24 protein-coding genes and 1 pseudogene are annotated in these 25,113 nt (G+C 36.1%); 3 read left to right on the forward strand and 22 right to left on the reverse strand.

Annotated features, from left to right (window positions below; translation table 11 throughout):
- Positions 1 to 277: 277 nt before the first annotated feature.
- Positions 278 to 1,354 (reverse strand): undecaprenyldiphospho-muramoylpentapeptide beta-N-acetylglucosaminyltransferase, encoded by a 1,077-nt coding sequence (locus FG382_RS01175; protein WP_142537044.1) that lies wholly within the window; start codon positions 1,352 to 1,354, stop codon positions 278 to 280.
- 45 nt (positions 1,355 to 1,399) lie between these two features.
- On the opposite strand from FG382_RS01175, the gene FG382_RS01180 reads away from it, so the two are divergent.
- Positions 1,400 to 2,755, forward strand: a complete 1,356-nt coding sequence (locus FG382_RS01180; RefSeq protein WP_142537045.1) for an MATE family efflux transporter — start codon at positions 1,400 to 1,402, stop codon at positions 2,753 to 2,755.
- A 182-nt stretch (positions 2,756 to 2,937) separates the two neighbouring features.
- Here FG382_RS01180 and FG382_RS01185 read toward each other — a convergent pair whose 3' ends face one another.
- From FG382_RS01185 to FG382_RS01215, 7 genes are all read right to left on the reverse strand, one after another.
- Complete coding sequence (locus tag FG382_RS01185) at positions 2,938 to 3,744, reverse strand: CAP domain-containing protein (RefSeq protein ID WP_142537046.1); 807 nt, start codon at positions 3,742 to 3,744, stop codon at positions 2,938 to 2,940.
- 341 nt (positions 3,745 to 4,085) lie between these two features.
- A complete protein-coding gene (locus tag FG382_RS01190; protein ID WP_229677326.1) occupies positions 4,086 to 4,988 on the reverse strand; it encodes a CAP domain-containing protein in 903 nt (300 codons plus the stop codon).
- A gap of 159 nt (positions 4,989 to 5,147) precedes the next feature.
- A complete protein-coding gene (locus FG382_RS01195) occupies positions 5,148 to 5,408 on the reverse strand; it encodes a hypothetical protein (protein WP_142537047.1) in 261 nt (86 codons plus the stop codon).
- Positions 5,401 to 6,306, reverse strand: coding sequence for a CobW family GTP-binding protein (locus FG382_RS01200; protein WP_142537048.1), 906 nt, complete (start codon positions 6,304 to 6,306; stop codon positions 5,401 to 5,403). Before FG382_RS01200 ends, FG382_RS01195 begins: the two co-directional genes overlap by 8 nt.
- Before the next feature lie 54 nt (positions 6,307 to 6,360).
- A complete protein-coding gene (locus FG382_RS01205) occupies positions 6,361 to 7,860 on the reverse strand; it encodes a lmo1851 family serine protease (protein ID WP_142537049.1) in 1,500 nt (499 codons plus the stop codon).
- A 64-nt stretch (positions 7,861 to 7,924) separates the two neighbouring features.
- The gene (gene deoD / locus FG382_RS01210; RefSeq protein ID WP_142537050.1) at positions 7,925 to 8,629 is read right to left on the reverse strand and encodes a purine-nucleoside phosphorylase; all 705 of its coding nucleotides are present in this window, start codon (positions 8,627 to 8,629) and stop codon (positions 7,925 to 7,927) included.
- Between the two features lie 72 nt (positions 8,630 to 8,701).
- On the reverse strand, positions 8,702 to 8,923 hold the full coding sequence (locus FG382_RS01215; protein WP_142537051.1) for a YozE family protein: 222 nt from the start codon (positions 8,921 to 8,923) through the stop codon (positions 8,702 to 8,704).
- Between the two features lie 121 nt (positions 8,924 to 9,044).
- Between FG382_RS01215 and FG382_RS01220 the strand changes: the two genes are divergently transcribed.
- Positions 9,045 to 10,904, forward strand: a complete 1,860-nt coding sequence (locus FG382_RS01220) for a methyl-accepting chemotaxis protein (RefSeq protein ID WP_229677324.1) — start codon at positions 9,045 to 9,047, stop codon at positions 10,902 to 10,904.
- Between the two features lie 73 nt (positions 10,905 to 10,977).
- On the opposite strand, the gene FG382_RS01225 is transcribed toward FG382_RS01220, so the two are convergent.
- The 13 genes and pseudogenes from FG382_RS01225 to FG382_RS01285 form a co-directional block, all read right to left on the reverse strand.
- A complete protein-coding gene (locus FG382_RS01225) occupies positions 10,978 to 11,556 on the reverse strand; it encodes an AAA family ATPase (RefSeq protein WP_142537052.1) in 579 nt (192 codons plus the stop codon).
- Between the two features lie 1,000 nt (positions 11,557 to 12,556).
- A complete protein-coding gene (gene msrB, locus FG382_RS01230; RefSeq protein WP_142537053.1) occupies positions 12,557 to 12,967 on the reverse strand; it encodes a peptide-methionine (R)-S-oxide reductase MsrB in 411 nt (136 codons plus the stop codon).
- Positions 12,964 to 13,488: a peptide-methionine (S)-S-oxide reductase MsrA gene (msrA, locus tag FG382_RS01235; protein ID WP_142537054.1), complete on the reverse strand. Its 525-nt coding sequence runs from the start codon at positions 13,486 to 13,488 to the stop codon at positions 12,964 to 12,966. The genes msrB and msrA overlap by 4 nt, the downstream gene beginning before the upstream one ends.
- Positions 13,489 to 13,499: 11 nt before the next feature.
- Positions 13,500 to 14,072, reverse strand: coding sequence for a YpmS family protein (locus tag FG382_RS01240; RefSeq protein WP_142537055.1), 573 nt, complete (start codon positions 14,070 to 14,072; stop codon positions 13,500 to 13,502).
- A 12-nt stretch (positions 14,073 to 14,084) separates the two neighbouring features.
- On the reverse strand, positions 14,085 to 14,891 hold the full coding sequence (locus FG382_RS01245; protein WP_142537056.1) for a GDSL-type esterase/lipase family protein: 807 nt from the start codon (positions 14,889 to 14,891) through the stop codon (positions 14,085 to 14,087).
- Positions 14,892 to 14,948: 57 nt separating this feature from the next.
- Positions 14,949 to 15,788, reverse strand: a complete 840-nt coding sequence (locus tag FG382_RS01250; protein ID WP_142537057.1) for a DegV family protein — start codon at positions 15,786 to 15,788, stop codon at positions 14,949 to 14,951.
- 148 nt (positions 15,789 to 15,936) lie between these two features.
- Positions 15,937 to 16,425 carry a dihydrofolate reductase gene (locus tag FG382_RS01255; RefSeq protein ID WP_142537058.1) on the reverse strand — a complete coding sequence of 163 codons (489 nt, stop codon included), beginning with the start codon at positions 16,423 to 16,425 and terminating at the stop codon, positions 15,937 to 15,939.
- A 26-nt stretch (positions 16,426 to 16,451) separates the two neighbouring features.
- Positions 16,452 to 17,396, reverse strand: a complete 945-nt coding sequence (locus tag FG382_RS01260; protein WP_142537059.1) for a thymidylate synthase — start codon at positions 17,394 to 17,396, stop codon at positions 16,452 to 16,454.
- A 132-nt stretch (positions 17,397 to 17,528) separates the two neighbouring features.
- On the reverse strand, positions 17,529 to 17,768 hold the full coding sequence (locus tag FG382_RS01265) for a hypothetical protein (RefSeq protein ID WP_142537060.1): 240 nt from the start codon (positions 17,766 to 17,768) through the stop codon (positions 17,529 to 17,531).
- 417 nt (positions 17,769 to 18,185) lie between these two features.
- Positions 18,186 to 18,770 (reverse strand): YpjP family protein, encoded by a 585-nt coding sequence (locus FG382_RS01270; protein ID WP_142537061.1) that lies wholly within the window; start codon positions 18,768 to 18,770, stop codon positions 18,186 to 18,188.
- Positions 18,771 to 19,026: 256 nt separating this feature from the next.
- Complete coding sequence (locus tag FG382_RS01275; protein WP_142537062.1) at positions 19,027 to 19,806, reverse strand: class I SAM-dependent methyltransferase; 780 nt, start codon at positions 19,804 to 19,806, stop codon at positions 19,027 to 19,029.
- The gene (locus FG382_RS01280; protein ID WP_142537395.1) at positions 19,803 to 20,240 is read right to left on the reverse strand and encodes a BrxA/BrxB family bacilliredoxin; all 438 of its coding nucleotides are present in this window, start codon (positions 20,238 to 20,240) and stop codon (positions 19,803 to 19,805) included. The genes FG382_RS01275 and FG382_RS01280 overlap by 4 nt, the downstream gene beginning before the upstream one ends.
- A 339-nt stretch (positions 20,241 to 20,579) precedes the next feature.
- Positions 20,580 to 21,246, reverse strand: a pseudogene (locus tag FG382_RS01285) (class I SAM-dependent methyltransferase); the annotation flags it as partial.
- Positions 21,247 to 21,666: 420 nt separating this feature from the next.
- On the opposite strand from FG382_RS01285, the gene FG382_RS01290 reads away from it, so the two are divergent.
- Positions 21,667 to 23,163, forward strand: a complete 1,497-nt coding sequence (locus tag FG382_RS01290) for a flavin monoamine oxidase family protein (protein WP_142537063.1) — start codon at positions 21,667 to 21,669, stop codon at positions 23,161 to 23,163.
- 94 nt (positions 23,164 to 23,257) lie between these two features.
- On the opposite strand, the gene FG382_RS01295 is transcribed toward FG382_RS01290, so the two are convergent.
- Positions 23,258 to 25,087 (reverse strand): DNA ligase D, encoded by a 1,830-nt coding sequence (locus FG382_RS01295; RefSeq protein ID WP_142537064.1) that lies wholly within the window; start codon positions 25,085 to 25,087, stop codon positions 23,258 to 23,260.
- Positions 25,088 to 25,113: the final 26 nt, after the last annotated feature.

Here is a 25,113-nt window from a genome sequence, read left to right on the forward strand (position 1 = left end):
GGGTATTTTCTATTGATTTTCGCTGTAGGCGTCGACTCCTGCCGGATGAGGGAGCAAAATGAGCCATCCCAACGTACGCCAAAGCGGCGGGGATGGCTCATCGCTCACCCGGCGGAAAGCGTACGACTGCAGTGAAAATCATAGCGGACATTAACAGAGTCATTTAATTTACCGCACAGTTTCCCTATACTGATCGACAACCATGGAGCTTGTAATTTTCTTAGCCATAAAAAAAGCAGAAGAAGAAAATATCCTCATTTCCTTCTCCTGCTCCATTTTATTTTTTATACGTAAGTAATAACTCTGTAAATTGATCTGGTGTTTTGGAAGAATCTGCCGTAAATTGTTTATCGATTATTTCCTCTTTATATTTTACTAAATCGGAAAGTGTATCCATAAAACTCTTCGTTGTTAAGTGCTCTTCTTCTAGCTTTAATGCATATCCTTTATTTTCAAAAAAGTTAGCATTCAAAACTTGATCTCCTCTACTCGCATGAATCGATAAAGGGATTAACAACATCGGTTTTTTTAGCTCCAGAAATTCAAATATAGAATTTGATCCTGCACGACTTATGACATAATCCGAAATCTTCAATAAGTGAGGTAATTCATCGGTTACATATTCAAATGCGATATAATTAGGCTTACCTGTTAATGTTGCATCCAAGTTTCCTTTACCACAAAGATGAATAATTTGAAACTTGCTTGTTAAAGCCTCTATATTGTCTTTAATCACTTCATTAATCTTAGCGGAGCCCTGACTTCCTCCCATTATGATTAATGTATTTTTCTCTGCTTGAAAGCCAGTTAGTCTTTCGGCAACCTCTTCATTGCCAAAAAATAAATCTGGACGAATGATAGCTCCAATTGAAGATGCTTTTTCTTTTGGCAAATAGTTTAAAGTTTCTTCAAAAACTGTAAAAATATGTTCTGCAAAGGAAGATGCAATCTTATTTGCAAGTCCTGGTGTTAAATCGGATTCATGAATGACTACTGGAATATTTGCAAGCTTTGCGGCGATAGCAACTGGAACAGATACAAATCCACCTTTTGAGAAAACAATTGACGGCTTTACTTTTCTTAGTATACTCAATGCTTGTAAAGTACCGTATAATACTTTAAATGGATCGGAAAAGTTTTTTACTGAGAAATATCTTCGTAGTTTACCATTTGAAATCGAATGATAAGGTAAAGTTGGAAAATTTTCTTGAATAATTGTTTTTTCGATACCATCATATGAGCCTATATAATGGATTTTATATCCTTTTTTTATTAACTCGGGGATAATTGCTTCATTTAACGAAACATGGCCAGCAGTTCCCCCACCCGTTAATACGATTGTGTTATTATTCATTCATAATCTCCTAACTATTTTAAAACTTAAAGGATGTATGCCAAAATGTATGAAACGAAATCACTACCCGAAAAAAGTAAATACATGATTAAAATTGTAGTACCTATTTTAATCACACAAGTCGCACTTTATTTAATGACCTTTTTTGATATTTTAATGACAAGTAAATATAGTATTGATCATCTAGCAGGTGTTTCTATTGGATCCTCCATTTGGGTTCCTGTCTATACCGGGTTAACTGGTATATTAATAGGAATTACGCCCATTGTAGCACAATTTATCGGTGCAAAAAAGATAGAAGATGTACGAACCTTTGTACAACAAGGTTTTTATATTGCTATATTTCTAGCATTTATCGTTTTTCTTGGGATATTATTTTTGATCGATCCTGTATTGAATTTAATACCCCTTGAAGATAGTGTACGCTTAGTCGCGAAGAAATATTTATATATGATGTGTATTGGTCTTATTCCCTTATTTTTATATAGTGTCCTTCGTTCCTTTATCGATGCATTAGGGAAGACGAGAGTTTCCATGTTTATCACCTTATTATCTGCACCGATTAACATCGGTCTAAACTATGTTTTTATTTATGGCAAGTTTGGCTTCCCTGCACTCGGGGGAGTTGGTGCAGGTCTTGGTTCCGCGGTAACTTATTGGCTTGTCCTTATAATTGCAATCATCATTGTTTATAAAAATAAACCTTTCGCCGAGTTAATGATCTTTAAATTTTGGCGTAAACCATCGTTTGCAAAAATGGGCACACTAACTAAAATTGGTGTACCTATTGGTTTGGCGCTATTCGCGGAAACTACTATCTTCTCAGCTGTAACCATTCTGATGAGTAAGTATTCGACCGAGGTCATTTCTGCGCATCAAATAGCCATGAATTTTACTTCCCTACTTTATATGATTCCCCTTAGTATAGCTATGGGAGCAACAATCTTAGTAGGCCATGAAGTAGGAGCAAAACGATACAAAGATGCGAAAACCTATAGTTGGTTAAGTGTAGGTACAGCGGTATTTTTCAGTTTTATCTCATCTTCTATTCTATTAATATTCCGAGAACCGATCGCAGCTCTATATACCGATGATCAATATGTAATCTCATTAACCGTCCAATTTTTCTTGTTTGCAGCGCTTTTCCAATTATCAGATGCGATTCAAGCACCCGTACAAGGTGCACTGCGTGGATATAAAGATGTAACGGTCACGTTTATCATGGCCATTATCTCTTACTGGATTATCGGACTGCCTACCGGATATTATTTAGCGACTTATACCTCCTTTGAACGTTTTGGCTACTGGATCGGATTGATAGTAGGACTTACCGTTGGAGCCATTACCCTTGTTTCAAGACTTATTTACTTACAAAGAAGAGTAGCAAAAAACGACGCTTAAATGCGTCGTTTTAAATTTATTATTTTCCGATGATCGGTTGGTTACTCTTAGTTATTTATTGGGTTTAGACAGTAAAAAAAATTGTTTATAATTTTGTTTTAAAAGTCCATTAATCTAGCGTTTTACGATTTCCTAGAGCATTAAAAAACTACCAAGTTATAATAGCTTGGTAGTTTTGTTATTTATTTTCCGATGAATTGTTGTGTCCAGTAGTATCCACTATCCGATAAGCCTACTCCGATATGTGTGTACGAAGGATTTAAAATATTCGCTTTGTGACCTGGTGATGCCATCCATGATTTCACAACTTCTGCTGCACTACGTTGACCTCTTGCGATATTTTCTCCTGCAGATTTATACGTAACACCAAAAGATTTCATTTGTTCAAATGGAGAGCCATATGTTGGACTCGTATGAGAAAAATAGTTTTTGTTTTTCATATCTTGTGATTTAGCTTGAGCTGATTGTGCTAGCTTTGTATCAATTTGTAATGCTTTTAACCCCGCTTTAGCGCGTTCTTGATTGGTTAAGTCTACTACTTGTTGAATTGCAGCTGGTACTTGCACTGAAGCATTGTTTTCTTTAGCTGGTTCTTTAACTACTGGTGGTGTTGTTGGTGTTGCTGGTTTTTCTGCTACCGGTGGTTTTACAGGTGTTACTGGTTTCTTAACTGTTGGTGCTTTTTCAGTAACAACTGGCTTCTTCACAACTGGTTTTTTAACTACTGTTGCTTTCTTGATAACAGTTGGTTGCTTAGCTCCATTTATCACTTTAATATTAAGCGATTTTAATTCTTTATTTATAATATTCTGAATTTCGACGTTATTTAAATTGTAATTATACTGAGACTGCCATTGATACGTAACGTATGTATTTGCCTCTGAAGTAGATTGTGAATTTCCAGTTGTCATTGCTGCTTCTGCATTATTAGTTGATAGTAACAATCCCCCTGCAAGTAATCCAACGATAATTGAATGCTTTTTCTTCATTTCCATTTCCTCCTTCTTTTGTGCCTCTTTATTTTAAACATAAAATTAGTAGAAAAATTAGGATAAAATATTCCAGTAAAACCAATTTAAAAGGAAATGCTCATATATATAATGATTTTAGTTAGTTAATTGGATAACATAACCACAATACTCAAATATTACGATTTATCCTCTGTTGACAGATTTATATAACTCCCTATTATCGTTTCCTCTAACTAGTCTGATAGACGGCTTAATGATCATTTAGCAATAAATTTGTTAGAAGAAATTATCGACAAACAGTAGATTTAAAATCATAAAAAAACCTACCAAGTTATCTACTTAGTAGGTTTTCGAATAAATTATTTTCCGATGAATTGTTGAGTCCAGTAGTAACCACTATCTGATAATCCTACTCCGATATGTGTATAAGATGGATTCATAATATTTGCTTTATGACCTGGTGATTCCATCCATGCTTTTACAACTTCGGCTGCACTGCGTTGACCCATCGCAATATTTTCTGCTGCTGAATTATACATAATACCAAAAGATTTCATTTGATCAAATGGTGAACCGTATGTTGGACTAGTATGAGAAAAATAGTTTTTATCTTTCATATCTTGTGATTTTGCTTGAGCTGATTGTGTAAGCTTTGTATCAATTTGCAATGCTTTCAACCCAGCTTTTGCACGTTCTTGATTGGTTAAATCTACTACTTGTTGAATTACAGAAGATACTTGTCCAGCTTCCGTATTTTCTTTTACTGGTTCTTTCACTTCTGGTGTTGTTACAGGTGTAGTTGGAGTTACTGGAGTAGCTGGTTTTTCTGCTACTGGTGTTGTTTCTTTTTCAACAGGCTTTTCAACCACAGGTGCTTTCTCTTTTTCTGCTGGTTTTTCAACTACTGGCGTTTTTTCTTTTTCAGCGGGTTTTTCAACTACTGGCGCTTTTTCTTTTGCGACTGTTTTTTTATCCTCTTGGACTGTTTTAGTGTTGAGTGATTTCTGAGCCTCTAGTAGTTCCTTCTTAATAGCCGGCTCTAGATTGTTTAGTTGCTCATTGACCAGATTTTGAATATCTAAGTTATTTAAATTGTAATTATACATAACGTTAATCGGAGACTGCCATTGATACGTAATGGATGTATTTGCCTCGGAAGTAGTTTTTGAATTTCCAGTTATCATTGCTGCATCAGCTGTATTCGTTGAAAGTAATAAGCCGCCTGCAAGCAATCCAACCATGATAGAATGTTTTTTATTCAATTTCATTTCCTCCTTCTTTTGTGCTCCCCTATTGTAAACACAAAATTAGTAGAAAAAATGGAATAAAATATTCCAGTAAGACCATTTTTAAAGAAAATGTTATTAGAAACGACTGTTTTAAATGCGTAAATTGGATAACTTAACCACAATACTTAAATATTACGTTCTATCTTCTGTTGACAGATTTATATATTCTTCTTTATAGACATCCTCTAACAAGTTCTTCTCTTCCTCTGACAACGTGCTTATGCGTATTCTGTCCAAAGCATGCTTCAACTTTTTTTCTGGTGATAGCCTTGCTCTTGGATGTGTAAATTCATCTAACAGTTCCGCTTTTATCACTTCACGTATTTGTTCTTCGGATTGAATTTCAGTAGTAAATTTACGATCCTTATATAAGGTACGGAATGCTTCAATCATTTGGTACATCCCCGATTATCTCTAATTTGTCCACTTGATCTCCTATAATTACGATTTCAGGGGACATTTTCATATATTCCGGAAGCCACTGTACCATACCATAAGCATATTGGAATAGAAATGGATTTTTATGTCCCTTTAATGGAACATATCCTTTCATCCGATAAATAGTATCTGGAAGCTTTCGAACCCAATCTTCAAACGCTTCTTGATCTACTGGTTCTTCAAATTTATGCAAGCGAGAAGAAAGAGAGAGTTGTTTTCCAATCGCGGCTTCTTGAACCTCTTTTTCATGTAAGGTTGCTTCCATGTTTTTTAACAGCTTTATAGGAATTTTACTATTGGAAGTTTGTATGATAGGTGCTTCATCATTTAACGCTTGTATTTGCATCGTAACGTTTAAAATTTCTGCGTCGGTAAGTAAATCTATTTTGTTTGCTACTATTAAATGTGCGTGTTTTATTTGCTCGAAAAAGAGCATTCTTGTTTGCGGGGTCATTTTGTCTCGGTCTAACCATCTTTTGCAGTCTGCAACCGTAATAATCCCTTTCATGTTAAGTCTACTTGCAAACAAAGGGGAAAGAACTGCATCCATCGCTTCAACAGGATGTGCAGCACCGGTTGTTTCAATTAATAACACATCAAACTCTTCACCTTCTAGAAGCATTTGGAGCTGTGCTTCCATCTTCTCAGAGCCTGTACAGCAAATACATCCCTCTAACATTTCTTTTAGTGGAATCCCATCATCAACAGCTCTGCTGTCAAAAGCAAGCTTTCCTAGTTCGTTCATGATGACAGCAGGTTTTAGACCTTCTGTTTTAAATTGCTCGATTAAGTGAGATAGAAGGGAAGTTTTCCCGCTTCCTAGAAAACCACTTAATAAATATACATCTTTCATCTTTTTTGCTCCTTTATACGTGTTGAAAAAGCTGGCCAAAATGGCCAGCTTTTTTTACTTGTTTAATAGCTCTGTAACTACTTCTTTTGCTTTTAGCAATTGTGGATCGTCCTTGACGATTTTTTCACGAATTTTATCCATTAAAACATAAGTTGAATCGCCAACCAGTTTACCAGTGACTTCAAGTTTGTTGTCTGCTTGAAACTTTTTCACTGCTGCTGTCATTTCGGCATCAAAATTACCATCTATTTTTCCTACTTTATAGCCAATAGCTTGAAGCATTTCTTTCGCGTTTTGAACAGCTTCGGAAGACTGGTCTTCTTCTAGTGTAGTAGACGGATCGATAGGCGATAACATGGCATAGCTTGGATATTGCACCTCATAATCTGGCACAATTCCTTTATCATGAATCCAATTACCTTTAGGAGTCAACCATTTTGCAGTAGTAATTTTAATATTCGATCCATCTGGTAAATCATTTACAGTTTGAACTGTACCTTTACCAAATGAGGTTAAGCCTACTAAAGGAACATTCGCTGATTCACTAAGTGCACCTGCTAAAATTTCCGATGCTGAAGCACTTCCCTCATCGATAATAACACTTACTGGAACGTCTACTCGCATGCCCGGAGTGGCTGGCGTAACCATCTTATCTCCTTTGTCCTCAATTTGAAGAATTGGTTTCCCATCTTCCACAAACAGGTTGGAAATATCGATTGCAGTGTCTAGACGCCCACCTGGGTTTTGTCTAACGTCTAGTACTAACGCTTTCATACCTTCTTTTTTCATTTCATCAATGGCAGTAAGCAGCTCATCATACGTATTGGTAGAAAAGCTTGAAATAATAATATGTGCAACTTGATCATCTATCATTTCTGCGTAAACTGTCTCAATAGGAATTTCATCCCGCACAATTTTGACATCCATCGTGGCATTTTCCCCACGTTTAATGGATAGTGTTACTTCTGTTCCTTTATTCCCTCGAATTAATAAAACAGCTTCAGAGGCACTATATCCTTGAATATCTTTCCCATCTACTGCCATAATCTTATCATTCGGTAAAACACCTGCTTTTTCAGCAGGAGAATTTTTAATCGGAGAAACTACCGTAATAATCCCATCACGCTCTTGTATTTCAGCTCCAATTCCTTGAAAGCTAGAAGAAATACTTTCATTAAACTGGGAAGCTTCATTTTCATTCATATAATCGGAATAAGGATCCTCTAGAGCATCAATCATTCCGTTTATTGCACCGTTAATAATTGCTTCTTCATCTATATCCTTATAGTATTCTGCTTCTAGTTTGTCATAAGCCATATATAACTTAGAGAACTCCGAGCGTTCTGAAGGTGGTATTATACGATCCACCACTTGTTCTTTCCCCCAAGTCAAGTAAAGCATGGTAAGTGCAACTGTTACGATAACTAGGGATAAAATGGTTAACAGAAAAACAAATGGTTTCATCTTAATGTAGCTCGATGGTTTTGGTTCTTCTATACGTTTTGGTTCTTCGTTGTTTTGCTGTTGTTCATCCAAATTTTTCACCCTTTTCATAAAAAACTGATTATCTTTTTAAAAAAAGACTGCCATGATTGACAGTCTATTCTCACTTTTTCTATTAATCCTGGATTGCTGCCTCTAATGCCACAAGGATCATGTCGTTGAATGTTGTTTGACGCTCTTCAGAAGAAGTTGCTTCACCAGTAATAATATGATCGCTAACCGTTAAAACAGAAAGGGCTTTGCGTCCAAATTTAGCTGCTAATGTATAAAGAGCTGCGCTTTCCATCTCTACTGCAAGAACTCCATAGTCCGCCCATTTTTCATTTTGTGCGTTTTCGTTATAAAATAGGTCCGCAGTAAATACATTACCAACTTTTAAGTTTAACCCTGCTTCTTTACCAGCATTATATGCTTTATATAACAAATCAAAGTCTGCAGTTGGAGCGTAGCTTACGTCATTTAACAATACTTTGTTCAAAGTAGAATCTGTTGAAGCACTTTGCGCAAGAATTACATCACGTACTTTCACGTCTTTTTGAATTGCACCACATGTGCCTACACGGATTAGTTTTTGGACATCATAGTCATTCATCAACTCATGAACATAAATAGAAATAGAAGGAACTCCCATTCCAGTACCTTGAACTGAAATTCGTTTTCCTTTATATGTACCAGTATATCCAAACATATTACGAACCTCGTTATACTGAACTACATCCTCAAAAAATGTTTCCGCGATATATTTCGCACGAAGCGGATCTCCTGGTAGTAAAATTGTATCCGCAATCTCACCTTTTTTTGCACTAATATGAATACTCATTTAAATAACCTCATTTCTATATATGCATCGGCTTAATAATACCGTTTTTTTAGCAGAATTGCAACGAACAAGCTACTTGTTTCCTTCTATATAATACTCCCAAAGCTCATCGAACATGCTTGCCGTTAGATCTGGGTGAGCTAATTCTTCAATGTACTCTGATAGAGCTTGAAAAGATGTTTCTGCTTTTGGAAAATCATGTTGCTGGAACATACTTTCTGCGAAACGAGATTTTTTATCCTCCTTATGACCCCCACGATATTTTAATGCAAATAAATAAAAAGACTTGTTCAAATAAATCTTCCTCCTTTAGCCCTAAGGACATAGAATATTCATAAAAATGTAGATAATATATCATAAAACAAGTAAACTAAAAAGTATGACTATGTAACACATCAAGAAGGGGTTGGTTTCATTGGCAAATGGTGTTAAACAAAAGAAAGTATCGATACAATGGCTTAAACTAAAAAGAAGGAAAAAGAACGATCAAATAACAAACAAAGATAATGCTTTGTCCCTCTTTAGGAAAGGTAAAAGGAATACTAAAAGACCTACCACAAAAACTAATTCAAATATCTTTCAGTCCATCCGTGGACGGGTCTTATTAATATTTTCAGTATTAATCATTATTTTAGTTTCCATGTTAGTTTTAACTTCTACTAAAATGTCTTCCTCACAAAAAGCGTTTGAAGTTTTTACAAATGTAGATATGAAAGAACAAATGATGGTCAATAAAATCGCAACAGAAATAGCACAGCTTGCAAATGCAGAGCAAAGTTATGTCATCACAGGTAAAACAAATTATAAGACAACTTACAGACAAAATAAAGATGCGATTGTTACACACTTAAAAGAATTGCATCAAACCTACAAAAACCGACCGGAGGAACTGCAAAAAATACAATCTATCGACCAATTTTTCATGACTTATCTACAATATTCGGAAAGAGTAATTGAACTAAGAGATTCACAAGGTATGGAAGCAGCGCAAAAAATTATTAACGCCGGTAATGGTAAAACGGCTATGAGTTATGTAGATGTACATATTGCCGCGATGAACGAATTACTAGCTAAAAATAATGCGGAACAAATCGCTCTATTAAAGAAAGAAAATAATAACGCACTTTATTTATTTATTGCTTTAACTGTGTTTTCCGTTCTTCTAACCTTATCATTTGGAATTTATCTTTTCTATTCAATTAAAAGAAGCACATACTCAATTAATCGTTCCATATTAGAAATAGCACAAGCTGGTGGAGATTTAACGAGACGGGTGAAGATTCGTACGAAAGATGAATTTTCAGAAATTGCAGAAAGCACCAATACTTTAATTGGTTCCATTGCAGATTTAGTCAAACGAGTTAGTATGCTGACAGAGAACGTGTCCGCAAGTGGACAAGAGTTAATGGCTTCATCTGATGAAACAGCTGTAACGATTCAATCTATCGCGGACACGACAAATGAAATTGCTAGAGGTAGTGAACACACGATGCGCAGTATGACTGTTGCTATTCAAAAAATGAATTCTTTAGAGGAAGCAACAAGATACTTGAACAGTGATGCCCAATCCGTAAAAGAAGCGACAGATCAAATGATTGAAGCTGCACAAAAAGGTAGCAAATCTGTTCAGCACTCTTCTCAAGTAATGATGAATATTGAAGAAACAATGGCCAATACCTCTCAAACAGTAGAGGCGCTTGGGACTAAATCGTACGAAATTACGTCCATCATTAAAACAATCACTGCAATTGCCGAACAAACAAATCTACTCGCATTAAATGCCGCGATCGAGGCTGCTCGAGCAGGAGAACATGGTAGAGGATTTGCCGTAGTAGCAGATGAAGTACGAAAACTAGCAGAACAATCTCGAAACGCTGCGAAAGAAGTTACTGGAATTGTCACATCTATTCAAAACGAAGTGATATCGATTGTTAAGCAAAATCATGAAGGAGTAGAGAATGTCATTAAAGGCGTGGAAGTGGCAAATGAAACAAACGCTTCTTTAGAACAAATTATGAAACAGACAAATGATACGATTGCGATTATCGATAAAATGGTGAACCAAATTGGAGACACGCTTAACTTTAGCCAGGAGGTTGCAGCCTCTTTTGTAGAGGTTACACAAATTGCTGAAAATACAGCATCTAATACAGAAACTTCGGCTGCAGCAGCAGAACAAGGCTCCGCTGCAATGGAAGAAATCAATGCATCTGCTATTGAACTTTCGCATCAAGCTGATGAGTTAAGAAAAGTTGTTAATGAGTTTAAGTTATAAGTAAAAGAGATACTCCCTTGAGTTCTTCTTTCTCTCGGAAAGTATCAAGAATATATGAAAGAGCCTTCTAACATTAAAGAAGGCTCTTGTTTTTATTGTTAATTAATCGACTATTAGCAATATGTATAATTTGTTGGATTATCAACTGCACTTCATTTTCATGGTTGATCGTTAACAAATGATCTGCTTCCCCTTCCATTGGGGCCATGACATCCTCACTTTGCTGCCGACGGAGGACTTCCTCAAAGGTTAACGCAGTTCTTAATACCGATGTGCCACGCTGGCTATTTTTAACTCGTTCTTTAAGTATTTCATTAGAGATATTAAAATTTACGATAATGCTAGTAAACTTTTTGGCATGAAAGTGTTCAAGTAATTGCAGTCTACCTTTTTGATTGCGATTGGAATTACTCAAAATGAGATGACAACCGGTCTCGTTAATCGCATAATCAACAATAGTTTGCGTAATAGAATGTTTGATCTCGTTAGGTCCATTTTCAGGTAATAATTTTTCATAATAAGTGTGAAGAAATTCAGCGTGATTATCTTGATCGATTACCAGTGAGTTCATCAGCTCATTTTCTAATGCCTTAGCAAATGTAGTTTTACCACTATGTGTTTTGCCTACTGTTAATATAACTAACCTATTCATCTATGCAACTCCCCTCTTTCAATAATTCTTTTTGATTTTCCTAGCACAAAAGCGCTAAAGCTCCTGCCTCCGATCCAATTTAGCCCATGGGAAAGACAAATGGTATAACTCACATAATAGGGAAACTGCGTTGTAAAGAGATACGGCAAAGGTAATTGATTTCCGCTCCAAGCGGACGCTTACCGCGGGGTCTCACCTGTCCCGCTGTTCCCGCAGGTGTCGCCGCCTTGCGCTTCAATCAATAGAACTTGCTGACTAATCATAATTAAATGCAAAAAAGCTATTTAATTTATTTACAACTGTCCAGCAGTTTTTTACTTAGAATCATTTTATGTACAGTATAAATTATAGGAAAGGTTGCTATAAACCATTCAAGCAATGGCAGTTCCCAATAATGGATAACAATCGCTAGATAGTATATCTTATTCCACTAATCAAAGGTTTTCACCCATAGAAAATGCAGCATAGTACTAAATTTAGTGTCTTATTATGGAGTAAATAGTAAACTATATTGGATTGTAGCGAAGGGGTGGCGACTCCGGCGGGAACAGTACGAGCTGAAAGCCCCGCAGGAGCGAAAGCTCCGAGGAGATGGAAGCCGTGCCCGCGGAAAGCGTCCACCCTGTAGCGGAAATCCAAGCGTCCACTTCATTCAACTCACTACCAAGCAGTTTCCATATAATATGAAGTATTTCGCAACACTATCATTCAATTAATGATCAAAGACAATAATCACTCATTAAAAGCAACTAATTCTATTCGTAAAGCAATTAAATGAGCATAAGAGCAAGCATTTCTTAAAATAACAAATTTACTTCAAGTGAGAGGCTGATAACTATCAATCACGATAAAATTAAAACATGCCACTCCTTATGCTACTTGGGAAAAAGTTATCCACATGTCTAAGTCTTCTATAGTTTCCAAACCAACAAAAAAGTACAAAAAAGCAATGCTCTTTTGTACTTTCTTAGCAAATATTTGAGAAATACCTCATGTTTCTTTAAAATAACTTCAAGTATTCTTCATAACCTTCTTCAACTAATTTGTCTTTAGGAACGAAACGCATCGAAGCAGAGTTTATACAGTAACGAAGTCCGGTCTCTTCTTTTGGTCCATCTGGGAAAACATGTCCTAAATGAGAATTGGCTGTTTTACTTCTTACCTCTACTCGTCTCATTCCGTGACTGTCATCGAACTTTTCGACTACTTCCTGCTCTTCAATCGGTCTAGTAAAGCTTGGCCAACCGCAGCCTGCATCGTATTTATCTTTTGAATGGAATAATGGTTTACCTGATACAATATCTACATAGATTCCTTCTTCAAAATGCTTGTCATACTCATTTTGAAATGGAGGCTCTGTTCCATTTTGTTGTGTTACGTAATATTGCATATCTGTTAGTTTTTCTTTCATTTGAATACCTCCCGCATTTTCTCTACAAACGCTGCTCTTCCAGAACCGACAAAGTATCGATTATAGTGTGCTGGATTTTTCTTATAATAGTCTTGATGGTAGTCTTCTGCTGCATAAAATGTGGAAGCTGGCAATATTTTCGTGGCAATTGGCACTGTGAATTTACCGGATGCATTTAGTGCAGCCTTCGTGTTTTCCGCTTTTTCTCGTTGTTCCTCTGAGTGATAGAAAACTGCTGTTTGATAGGAAGAACCGCGATCAAAAAATTGACCGTTGTCGTCTGTCGGATCGATATTCATCCAAAAGATTTCTAATAACTGATCATAAGAAAACTTTTCTGGATCGAATGTAATTTGAACTGCTTCATAATGTCCTGTTGCATTCGAGCACACTTGTTCATAGGTTGGATTCTCCACGTGACCGCCTGTATAGCCTGATTCCACTTTTTCTATGCCCTCATAAGAGTCAAAGGGCTTGACCATACACCAAAAACAGCCTCCTGCAAAAGTAGCTTTTTCCATTGTTTAGCACCTCATTTCGATGGTATGACTATTTCTAATGTTATTATATCTTCCTCTAAATTCAACTCTTTTGCTCGCACGTGAACACCAGAGGACATCGGAATATTCGCTAGCTGAATATGTACTTCCTTTTCTGTAGGCATGACTACAATCCATTCGGGCAGGTCAATTGAATCGCGCATCAATTTTAACACAGCTTCTGGCTGCAGTTTCGCTTGACCTACTTCAAGGGAAGTTTGCTCTAATCTAATATTCCCCCCCTCTTCCACGTGCGGCTCAAAATACATTTTAATAGGAAAATTGAGTGAGAAGATGGTTAACTCAGAAGATAACACTATTTGATCATCGACCGTTAGTTGTATAGGTAGTGGCTTGCCTTTCATAGCTTTTTTTAAATAAGTATTAGCGATTCCTTCAAAATCTTCTTTTGTTGCATGAACCGTTAAAACATTTCCCCCTGGGGCAGCTTTTGGCTCTTCTATTGGCATTGTTTCCGCTGGAGATGTTACCCAATATAGAAAAGTTCCTATACTTCCTAAAATAACAAGCAGCAACAAAAAGAATGCGATCTTCCATTTATTCATTTAAACAACTCCTCAAAACAACATTTCCCTATTTCGCTCATCAATTAAACCACATTCTCCTAAAGAATTGACTAAAGCTTCTTCAATGAGTTCATATCCTCTACTATTGGGATGAAAAAAGTCCGTATGATACACTAAATTAGCATTCGTCACAAAAAGTTGATCGATTGGTACAAAACAAGCATTTACATCACTCTCGGCCATCGATTCAATGCTATTATTCCAATCTGCTAATATCTCATCCAACTCACTTTTTTCATCCGTTACAGCAGTAATAGGATTGTAAAGACCAAGAAGAATAATTGGGGCGCTACTATTAATCTCTCGAATTTCCTCTAATATTTGATCGTAATTTTTTTCAAACTTCACAAGTTCTTTATCAAAAGCTTCTACACGAAGATTAAATAAATCCTTCTTCACTACTTTCATCATATCATTACCACCGATAGTTAGCGTAATAATATTCGCTTTTCGAAGCTGATGATCGATTTCTCCGGCTTTTAGCATTTTTAATAATTGATCACTACGACGTCCTCTTTTCGCAGTATTGGTTAAAACAACCTCTTCTATTCCTTTATACTGTGAAATTTCTTTTTGCAGTCGACCAATATAGCCTGCTCCTTGTAATTCGTCTCCCACGCCTTGCGTAAGTGAATCACCTAGTCCTACTAGCTCAATCGTTCTGGGAAAAAAAGAAAAAGGAATCACATATTCCTCAAACAGCACCACTTCCCTTTCGGAGAAGCTTACTTCCTTTAACTCACTTGATGTACAAGCAGCTAGCATAAGTATACATAAAAAACTAACAAGATATTTCATTCTAAACCCCTTTATTTATGATTAAAGGCAGGGAATCTTCTTTTCCCTGCCTGATCACTATTCTGTCATATACATAAATCCAATAGCACCAGGACCTGTATGTGTACTAATTACAGGTGAGGTAAAAGACATTTGAATCTGCTTAAAACCAGATTCCTCAATTAGGTTCTTTAATGGAATAGCCATCGAAAATCCATTTGCATGGGAGATGCCTACCGCCTTTACAATTTTCCCTTTTGTGTCTTTTACAAATTCATTAAACAAATAATTGACCACTTGTTTATGGCTCCGTACTTTCGCTACAGGTGTATATTCACCGTCTGTTAAACTCGCAATCGGTTTAATGGAAAGTAAAGATCCTAGCATTGCTTTTCCTTTCCCGATGCGACCACCTTTAACCAAATTTTCTAACGTATCAACCACAACAAATAATTTTGTTTTGACACGAGCTTCTTCCAATTTTTTTATAATATCTTCAACTGAATGATCATCTGCCGCCATCTTAGCTGCTTCCTCCACTTGAAAACCTAATGCAAACGAAATAAATTGGGAATCCATTACCGTAACATCAGATGCAGTCATTTCAGCTGCGGCTTGGGCAGACTTCACCGTTCCGCTCATAGCTCCAGTCATATGAATGGAAATAATTCGATCTCCATTGGCACCCAGCTCATCATATAGCTCTTTAAAAACACCCACTGGAGGCTGGGATGATTTAGGTAATTCATTGGAAGTAGCCATTTTTTCTAAAAACTCTTCTGGATGAATCGTAACACCATCTATATATGAGTCTCCGTCTATATGAATGGAAAGTGGCACAATGTGAATATTATATTGTTTGATCAGCTCGTTTGTTAAGTCAGCTGTTGAATCTGTTACGATATGTACTTTAGGCACGCTATCTCTTCCTTCCTCTATACGTATTATTATAAGAAGAAGTACTGGCCCTTGTAAACTTATTTAGTAGCGATATACTTCACTATATGAATAAAAGAAGGATATTTGAACAATTTGATGGAAATTGTTCAAATATCCCAACGATTAATTATTGGTTTTCCTTTTTTTCATACACCAAATACACATAATGAATCCCTTCGGCTGTTTCCATTTTTTCCGATGTGTCAACTAGGACCCACTCCTCACCATACGGCGGGAAAAATGTGTCCCCTTCAAATGATTGCTCTATAAACGTCACATATAAGCGATCCGCTTTTGGCAAAATTGCTCGGAAAATTTGTTCCCCACCAATAATCATCACTTCTTCATGATAGGATTTTGCTAATTCTACGGCATCTGGCAAATTAGTTACTACTTCTGCTCCTTCCGCTTTGTAGGAAGGGTTTCTCGTAATAATTATATTTTTTCGTCCTGGTAAAACGCGACCAATCGATTCGAACGTTTTTCTTCCCATGACGATTGCTTTACCCATCGTTTTTTCTTTAAAATAAGCAAGATCTCCCGGAATATGCCAAGGCATTTCATTATTAAAACCAATTACTCGATTAGGATCATGCGCTACGATTAATGAAATCATCTTAATCTCCCCTTTGTTCATTCAAGTTAAACTGCTATTGGTGCTTTTATACGTGGATGCGGGTCGTACCCTTCAATTTTAATATCTTCTATTTCATAATCATAAATCGACTCTTTCTCATCCGATAAAGAAAGTCGCGGTAACGATCTCGGTGTTCTTGCTAACTGAGTTTCCACTTGCTCCATATGATTCGCATATAAATGGGCATCTCCAAGTGTATGTACAAATTCTCCTACTTCTAAACCACATTCTTTAGCGATAAGGTGCGTTAGTAGAGCATAAGAAGCAATATTAAAAGGAACACCTAAAAAAACATCCGCACTTCGTTGATACAATTGGCATGACAATTTTCCATTCGCTACATAAAACTGCATAAACGCATGACACGGAGGTAAAGCCATCTCCTCTACTTCTGCTGGGTTCCAAGCAGTGATAATATGTCTTCTTGAATCCGGATTTACTTTGATCTGTTCAATTACTGTTTGCAATTGATCGATCGTTTCTCCATTTTTAGCTGGCCATGATCTCCATTGTCTGCCATAGACTGGCCCTAGATCGCCAAACTTCTCCGCAAATTGTTCATCTTCTACTATTTTAGTACAAAATATCTTCATTTGCTCGTCCACAATAGCTTTAAAATCTGGATCCTTTGCCGCACGCACCCCAAAATTCGTCATATCCGGCCCCGTGTAGCTATCACTTTCCACCCATTTCTCAAACGCCCATTCATCCCAAATATGATTATTTGCTTCAATCAAGGTTTTTACGTTCGTATCCCCTTTTATAAACCATAATAATTCACTAACAACTAAGCGAAAAGCAGTCTTTTTCGTCGTAAGTAGCGGAAATCCTGCGGCTAGATCAAATCGCATTTGATAACCGAAGACGCTCTTTGTACCAGTTCCAGTTCGATCTCCTTTTTCAGTACCGTTTTCCATGATGTGTTTACATAACGTTAAGTATTGTTCCATTTATGTACCTCATTTTCTTTTATATACTTCCCTTTAGTATAACAAAAAATGCTCTTGAAAAAAGAGCGTTTCGTTCTTTCTGCTCCTCCAAAAACAAAAAGAACGCCTAGTGGACGTTCCTTTGTTAATATCTTATTTGTTTTTAAGATAGTCCATACCTTGCTCTGTAATTGCTAAAACTAGGTTATTTGACCCTTGTCCGCTATCTTTGGCATATTCCTTTTCGATAAGGTATTCAATGGCTTGTTTACTATTTGGATCAGTATTTACCATTGTTTTAGGTATGGTATAACTTCCCCCATTATTAGCAAAATGATAATCATATAGGCTTTGTAACAAAATATCAGAAAGTTTATTTATTTCTGCGTTCACGAATAACCCCTCCTCTAAAAACAATATACAACACCTGAAGAAATAATTCTCTATTTTCGCTTACTACCTATATTATTCCAAAGTTATCGATGTTAGTACTTTATTATTTCTACCTAATTATGATTAATCTAGTCTAACCATTTATTTGAGTAGAGCTTTGGGTTTGGCTTACTCTAAGTAAGCTTTTATTTTAAGAATTGGTTGCTTTTATGCTAATTTTAGTTGCTCTTCATATAGATTGGATTGCTTTCAATGACGAGTTGGTTGCCCTTTTCCATTTTCTAGAGGCATTGATGCAAAAATATCGTTCCTTACACTACTTGAAAAAAATATTTACCTATTTAAATTTAAATCTTATATAGTTAGTTTCCTAACCAATAAAAAACACTCATTTATAAAATGAGCGTGGGTGGTATTTCAGGATAACCATTTAGGTGGAGTATTTTTCGACCAGAAAATCTCGCCTAATGCATAATGTTTCGAATAATTATCTTCCGCTAGGTGATAATGAAAGTTGAAGTAATATCCGTCCTGCGGTTTTTTGTCGGTTCTTACGTGGAAACGGATGAAATCTTTTCTGGTTTCTTCATTGTAAATATGAAAGATTTTTTCATGGTATTCTCCTGAAGGCTGTTCAGTAATAGATAGCTTTGCAGCTTTTTCGCCTTCTACTTTTGCGATAGTTGTATCTATTACTTCTTGCATTCTTGGGAAAATGACATCGTCAAATTCATCTTGTATAACTGGTCCAATTCGATTGCCAAACTTTATGTATGCCTGTTCTCTAGCTGCTAATGAAATCGTTTCACTTAAATTTGGTGAATCAAGGGAATCAATAAACGATACTTGATCAAATTCACTCGTATTCGCATCTGAAGCAATAGATTTCGTTGGATTTTTGTTGTCTAACAGTTGCTCCCATATAAGATGGTTAGGAGATATAAGACCAAATGTTAAGAAAGCGACGGTAATAATAATCGTCTTTTGTAACCACTTTTTCATCAGTTATCACCTTCAATTTTGACCAAATTTCTAAAGCATATTTGTATTAATAACGATTTTAAGAACAAAAGGTTTCTTCTTCTATGTATTCATTGTACAATAAAATATGTAGACATACAGTAGCTTTTTTAAAGTAAGGAGGAAAGTCACTATGAATGCAGATTTAATTATTGGTATCGGATTTTTATTTTTATTAGGATATTTAACTTCTCTTAACTTTACGGACTAAAAAAAGCTGTCATAACTGACAGCTTTTTTATATATCGATTATGCCATAATGAAACTTAGAAGTTAATCTCGTTAACTGTTCGAACTGATATTTTTCAAATAATGGAGAACGAAAATGAGCTTTTAGAACTACTCGTCTCTTCGCAACACGTTTTGCTTCCTCTATCCATTCATCAGACAAAGATTCATGAACTCCGGCTGCTCTTAGTGTTTGGAAATTGGACGACTCTTTAATAACCTCTTCAAACATCGGGTCCATGTAAACTACATCATAGGAATTAGCATCCAGCCGTTTTAAATAGTCTACTGCATCTTGATGAACAATATGGATACGTCTCATACTTTCCTGCAATTCCATACTTTCAGTTTCGTATACTTTTAGCCCATTTTCCACTACATAAGCAATCATCGCATCTTTTTCACAAGCAACGACTAGCCCTTCTTCACCAACTGCATACGAAGCGATTATACTATCCGAGCATAACCCCGCAGTTGTATCCAAAAAGCGATCTCCTTGTTGTAAATCTAACGCTTCTAACAACAAATCTTTTTCTCCATTCAATATTCGCTTCATCCGAAATGCTGCGGAATTTGGATGAAAGAAAAAAGGAGTAGTAGAACCGTATATATACAGTTCTAATCTCTCCTTACTTACGACTAATACATTCGCTTGCTGTTCTTCTTGCAACTTTTGCATAGACTTCTTTTGTCGGCGAACATAAGACAAAGCTAGTTCACTAGCAATTTCTTTCGCCTTTTGGATAAATTGCTCATTCGTACGACCAGCAGTAGTTAAAATTGTCTTCATGACGAAACGATTTGTGTAAGGACACCAGAAAGATGATCTTTAATCGTTTCCATTGAATTGCTTTCAATTTGTTCACGAGGAATGAAATAAGCCAATTGGTCATCTTTCCAAATTGCGATAGACGGTGAACTTGGAGGAACTTCTTCAAAATAACCTCTCATCGTTGCAGTAGCTTCTTGATCCTGTCCTGCAAATACAGTAACTAAGTTATCCGGTTTCACTTCTAATTCTTCTACTGCTGAAATTACTGCCGGTCTAGCAAGCCCTGCTGCACAACCACATACTGAGTTTATAACGATCAAGGAAACTCCTGCTGCGTTTGCCATATGCTCTTGTACTTCTTCGGGAGTTACTAATTCTTTAAATCCTGCGTTTGTTAATTCACTTCTCATTGGTTTTACTATACCTTGCATATATTCATCGTACGCATTCATGATATCGCCTGCTTTCATTTATATTCACAAATCCTATTATAACAGGACTTCTATTACATTTGCTATTATACTGTTTTCGTATATTTTCGGCTTGTTTCAGTATTTTTGTGACTTTTTTGTGATTTTAGTAATTTCTTTGTAAATCCTATAGTGATGTTGTAAAACATGTTTTACAAATCTATGAATTAATAGCACAAAACTACCTTCCACTTCAACTGGATAGTTGTTTAATTATTGAGTTTATCACTTATAGCTTTTATAAAAAGATTATTTCTTTATATTCCTTCCTATAAAATAAGAAAAACACCTCTACATCACGTAGAAACTTAATAAAAACATTTACTTTTGTGCTGAAATTATTAAGAACATAGGTCTACGGAGTTCATCTTTCATTTCAGGAATACTTTTTAACATTTCCTTAGAAGGTATTGGTTCCTTGACTGTTCTTATATTAAATCCAGCAATGATAAAGTCATTGATATAAGTTGAAAATGTACGATGATATTTTATAACATTTTCAGTTAGGAATGATGTTTCACGTAATCCTTCCATTTGGTAATTATCAAGTGCCCAATGCAGACGATTTCCTTAATCATCAAAATACCAATCTTGTTCGTTTCGCGAGGTGAAAATTGGATGATCGACCGAAAATAGAAAAGAACCTCCAGGTTTTAAACAATCATAGACCTTTTTGCAGAGTGTTTCAAAGGACTTAATATAACGAATAGCCAAAGAACTGATCACAACATCAAATTGAGAGTCTGAAAAATCAATGTCCTCAATTGGCATTTTAATGTATGAAATTAAAGGGTCATCAGTCATTTCACGGGCTTGTCCAAGCATTTTTTCAGATATATCTACTCCAATAACAGACCTTGCTTGCTGTTCAACTAGCATAACGGCAATGCCAACCGAAACCTCATCCTAAATCAAGTACACTTTTATTTTGAAGTTCGGGTAAAAGTTCTTTTAATACGTGCCACTCTCCTGCAGCTTCAAGTCCTTTACCCAATTCATAGCTTTCTAAGATTTTTTTCTTGTACGGCATTTAATGTAGGTAGATTCGACACTCCTGTCACCTCTTTTTCTATAAACTTTATTCCAAAGTACCTACAAATTTCTTTTACATGCTCTCTGTTGCAACTTCTTTTGAAATGTAGAATCAATCCTCAAACGCGCTTTGGGATTGTTTATAAGCCCATTTTAAAGGTCTCTGTTTGAAGTGTTGTTAAGGGACAGCACTGTTAAGAGAATGAATTGCTATTTACTTTTAAGTAATAGGAATATTGAATTTTATCTCCATTTTTTCTACTTTAATGTATTATGGTCATGTATTAGTTGAATAGGATGAAAGTAAGCATTCTTAAAGGAAGGTTTATTACAATCATCCACCGGATGTGCGGAGTCATTGCAAAGGAGACAAAGTATGGCAAATTACGTATTCCCTCAGTTACCATCCGATCAAATGATTTCCTTCATCAGAAATGGACTTAACAGAACTCAAAACCCCAAAAAGATTATCATTATCGGCGCAGGAATGGCAGGACTTGTCGCTGCCTCTCTTTTAAAAGAGGCTGGACACAATGTTACAATCCTTGAGGCAGCCGAAAGAGTTGGCGGCCGTATCTACACGTTAAAATCTGATTTTATTAATGGATTATATCTTGAAGCAGGTGCAATGCGTGTTCCTCATACTCATTATTTAACGATGGAATACTTAAAAAAATTTCAATTACCGGTTAATCGGTTTATTAATAGTACTCCTAACGATATCATTTATGCTAGAGGAATTAAGACTCGATTGAAGTATTATAAACAGAACCCTGATATTCTTGGTTTCCCCGTAGCTCCACAAGAAAGAGGTAAAACGGCTACGGAATTACTTACATTAGTAATAAAACCGCTCACTGATTTTATCAATCAAAACCCGCAGAGAAATTGGCCTTTGGTCATAAAACAATTTGATAGATACTCAATGGACGCCTATTTGAGATATAATCCTTTTGGAATAACTTTATCTCCGGGTGCCATCGAAATGATTAAAGTAGTTCTTTCACTGGGAGGATTAATGGAGCTTTCTTTTTTAGAGTTATTGCGTGAACTGATGATTTTATTTACCCCTGATATTCAGTTTTATGAGATTACTGGTGGAAACGACCAACTCCCTAAAGCATTTCTTCCACAATTAAAGGATAACATTATGTTTGGACTAAAAGTGACGAAGATATTGCAGCATAACAACCAGGTCACGATTGACTCTATCCACACAAAAATTCTAAGACCCTTTCAAATCACCGGTGATCTAGCCATCGTGACGATTCCCTTTTCCGTTTTTCAATTTGTCGAGGTTGAACCACGGGATTCTTTTTCCAACAACAAATGGAAAGCGATTCGCGAGCTTCACTATGCCGGATCCACAAAGACCGGTATCCAGTTTAAAAGTAGGTTTTGGGAAAGAGAAGGTATGTTTGGCGGTAGCACAGCCTCTGATTTGCCTATTACATACACTCAATATCCGAGCCAAGGAATCGGTACATCGGGACCAGGTGTCATTTTGGCTAGTTATACATGGGAAGATGATGCATTATCTTGGGATAGCTTGAGTACTGAAAATCGATTGGAATATGCATTGAAAAATTTGGCCACTATTCATGGTGAACAGGTGTATCGTGAGTTTATAACAGGCACGGGCTATAGTTGGGTTCGAAATCCGTATTCCGGTGGTGCTTTTACGATGTTTAAGCCGGAACAAGTCACAGAGCTATCTCCCTATATCGCTTCTCCCGAAGGACGCGTTCACTTTGCTGGTGAACATGCTTCATCCGTTCACGGTTGGATTCAAGGTGCGATTGAATCAGGTATACGGGTTGCAGCTGAAGTTAATGACTTACAGAGGACTTTTTTTCAAGATAGGAAGATTTAAATGGATTTAAATAGTCCTAACGCTGTTGTCCGATTCTTATGAAGAGCAACGTCAAGACTATTTATTATTAAGTAGATTTCTCCAATCTTTACGGTTATTTCAGTCGCTTAAGTACATCCTTAAACTTTTTTACATTAATATCCTGTCGGAAATTACGGAAGGGATCTGCTTGTTTTTGTATACGCTCTAGCACTGCAGGAATAATAAACGAAGAAGGGTTTAGTGAATCATTAACTTCCTCCCAATTTAGAGGAGTTGCAATAAGCCCTAGTTCATTACCTCTTGGCGAATATGGAGCGATAATTGTCTTCCCTTCTTTATGCTGTATATAATCCAAATATAGTTTAGTTCCACGATTCTTTTTAAGACGCTCCATTGTAAACCATTTCGGATACTGTTCCACTAAGAAGTTGCAAACAAATTTAGTGAATATCCCGGTATCTTCATAGGAAAAAGTATCAGCAGGTAATGGTATATACACTTGCATACCTTTTCCGCCGGATGTTTTTATATACGCCGTCAACTGAAATTGGTCAAATATAGCTTTCATTCGTAAGGCGGCTTCAACAGCCAAAGAAAACTCATTAACAGAAGGCGGATCTAGATCAAATACAATTTCGGTTGGTTTATTCGTTTGAATGGTTTGGAATGGAATATGGAACTCTAATGCCAGTTGATTTCCTAGCCAGAGCAATGATTCAATATCATTGCACAATATATAATTTATATCTTCAACAAGCTTTGTCTGAATAAAGCTCGGTGTATAGTCAGGAGCGTGTTTTTGAAAAAACTTTTCCACTTTGCCGGTTACACCATGCGGATAACGAATAACTGTCAGTAATCTATCTTTTAAAAAAGGAAGCATATAAGTAGATATCTTTTGTAAATAATAAAGATAATCATCTTTCGTATAGTCAATATTAGGCCAAATCGGTTTGTCCGGATGGGTGAACGCTACTAGTTCAGGAAGTGGATTGAGCTGACGACGCATGCTTTCCCAGTTGCACTCTTTAACAGTCATCATCCATTTAAATCCATTAAATCTTGGCTCTCTTAACTTGTCCCCTTGGAAGTCAATACAAGCAATATTGACACAAATCGATGGATCGATCGACCATACTTCTCCTTTTTCCTTCGTACCATTTTCTTCAAAGAATGCTACCAGCGTTTTAAATTCCTCTTCTTTCAGACCATGACTAAAAGAAACAATTTCGACAAGGACATTATTTTTATAAATGGCCCCATTGAAATAGCTATTGCTTTTATTGTATTTAGTAAGGATAACGTCCACGTATCTCCAATTTTTTATTTTTAACCAACTAAGCGAACGCGTATCCCCTATCCATTTACTCGTCTTTTTCTTTGCAATAATTCCTTCTCCATTATTTATTTTAATTTTATTCCATAATAATTCGCTGTTCTCTGAAAAATTTATCGCCTGAATTCTGTTCGTATCTTCATAATTGACATGACTTGTAAGCTTTAATGATTTAAAAAGTTTAGCAAGTATTTGTTTTCGCGTTGTTAAATGCCGATTCGTTTGTACTTCACTTTTATATAATAAGATATCGAACGCAACGTAATGACAAGGAAAAGCATTCGCATGTTCTACAATAGAATCTGAGCTTCTCATTCTCCCTCTTGCTTGCACAATCGAAAAATCACTTTGAAAATTATTAATTAAGTAAACAAGTTCACCATCTAGCTTTAATGGTAAGAATGCTTGAACACGATTATAAATTCCAAGGCAATAATCAATGATTTCCGGAAATAAGTGATTTAGCAATCTTCCATTTCTACTTTTCAAAATGGGGGTCTTTTCCTCCCACTCTAACATACAGCGATAGCCATCATATTTTGTTTCATATAGCCACTCACTACCTTTTGGTATATCTTCGGTTGCCGTTAAAAGCATGGGTTTCAAATTACAACCTACTTTCTTTTTTGTTT

This window comes from Psychrobacillus lasiicapitis, assembly GCF_006861795.1.
GTDB lineage: Bacteria > Bacillota > Bacilli > Bacillales_A > Planococcaceae > Psychrobacillus > Psychrobacillus lasiicapitis.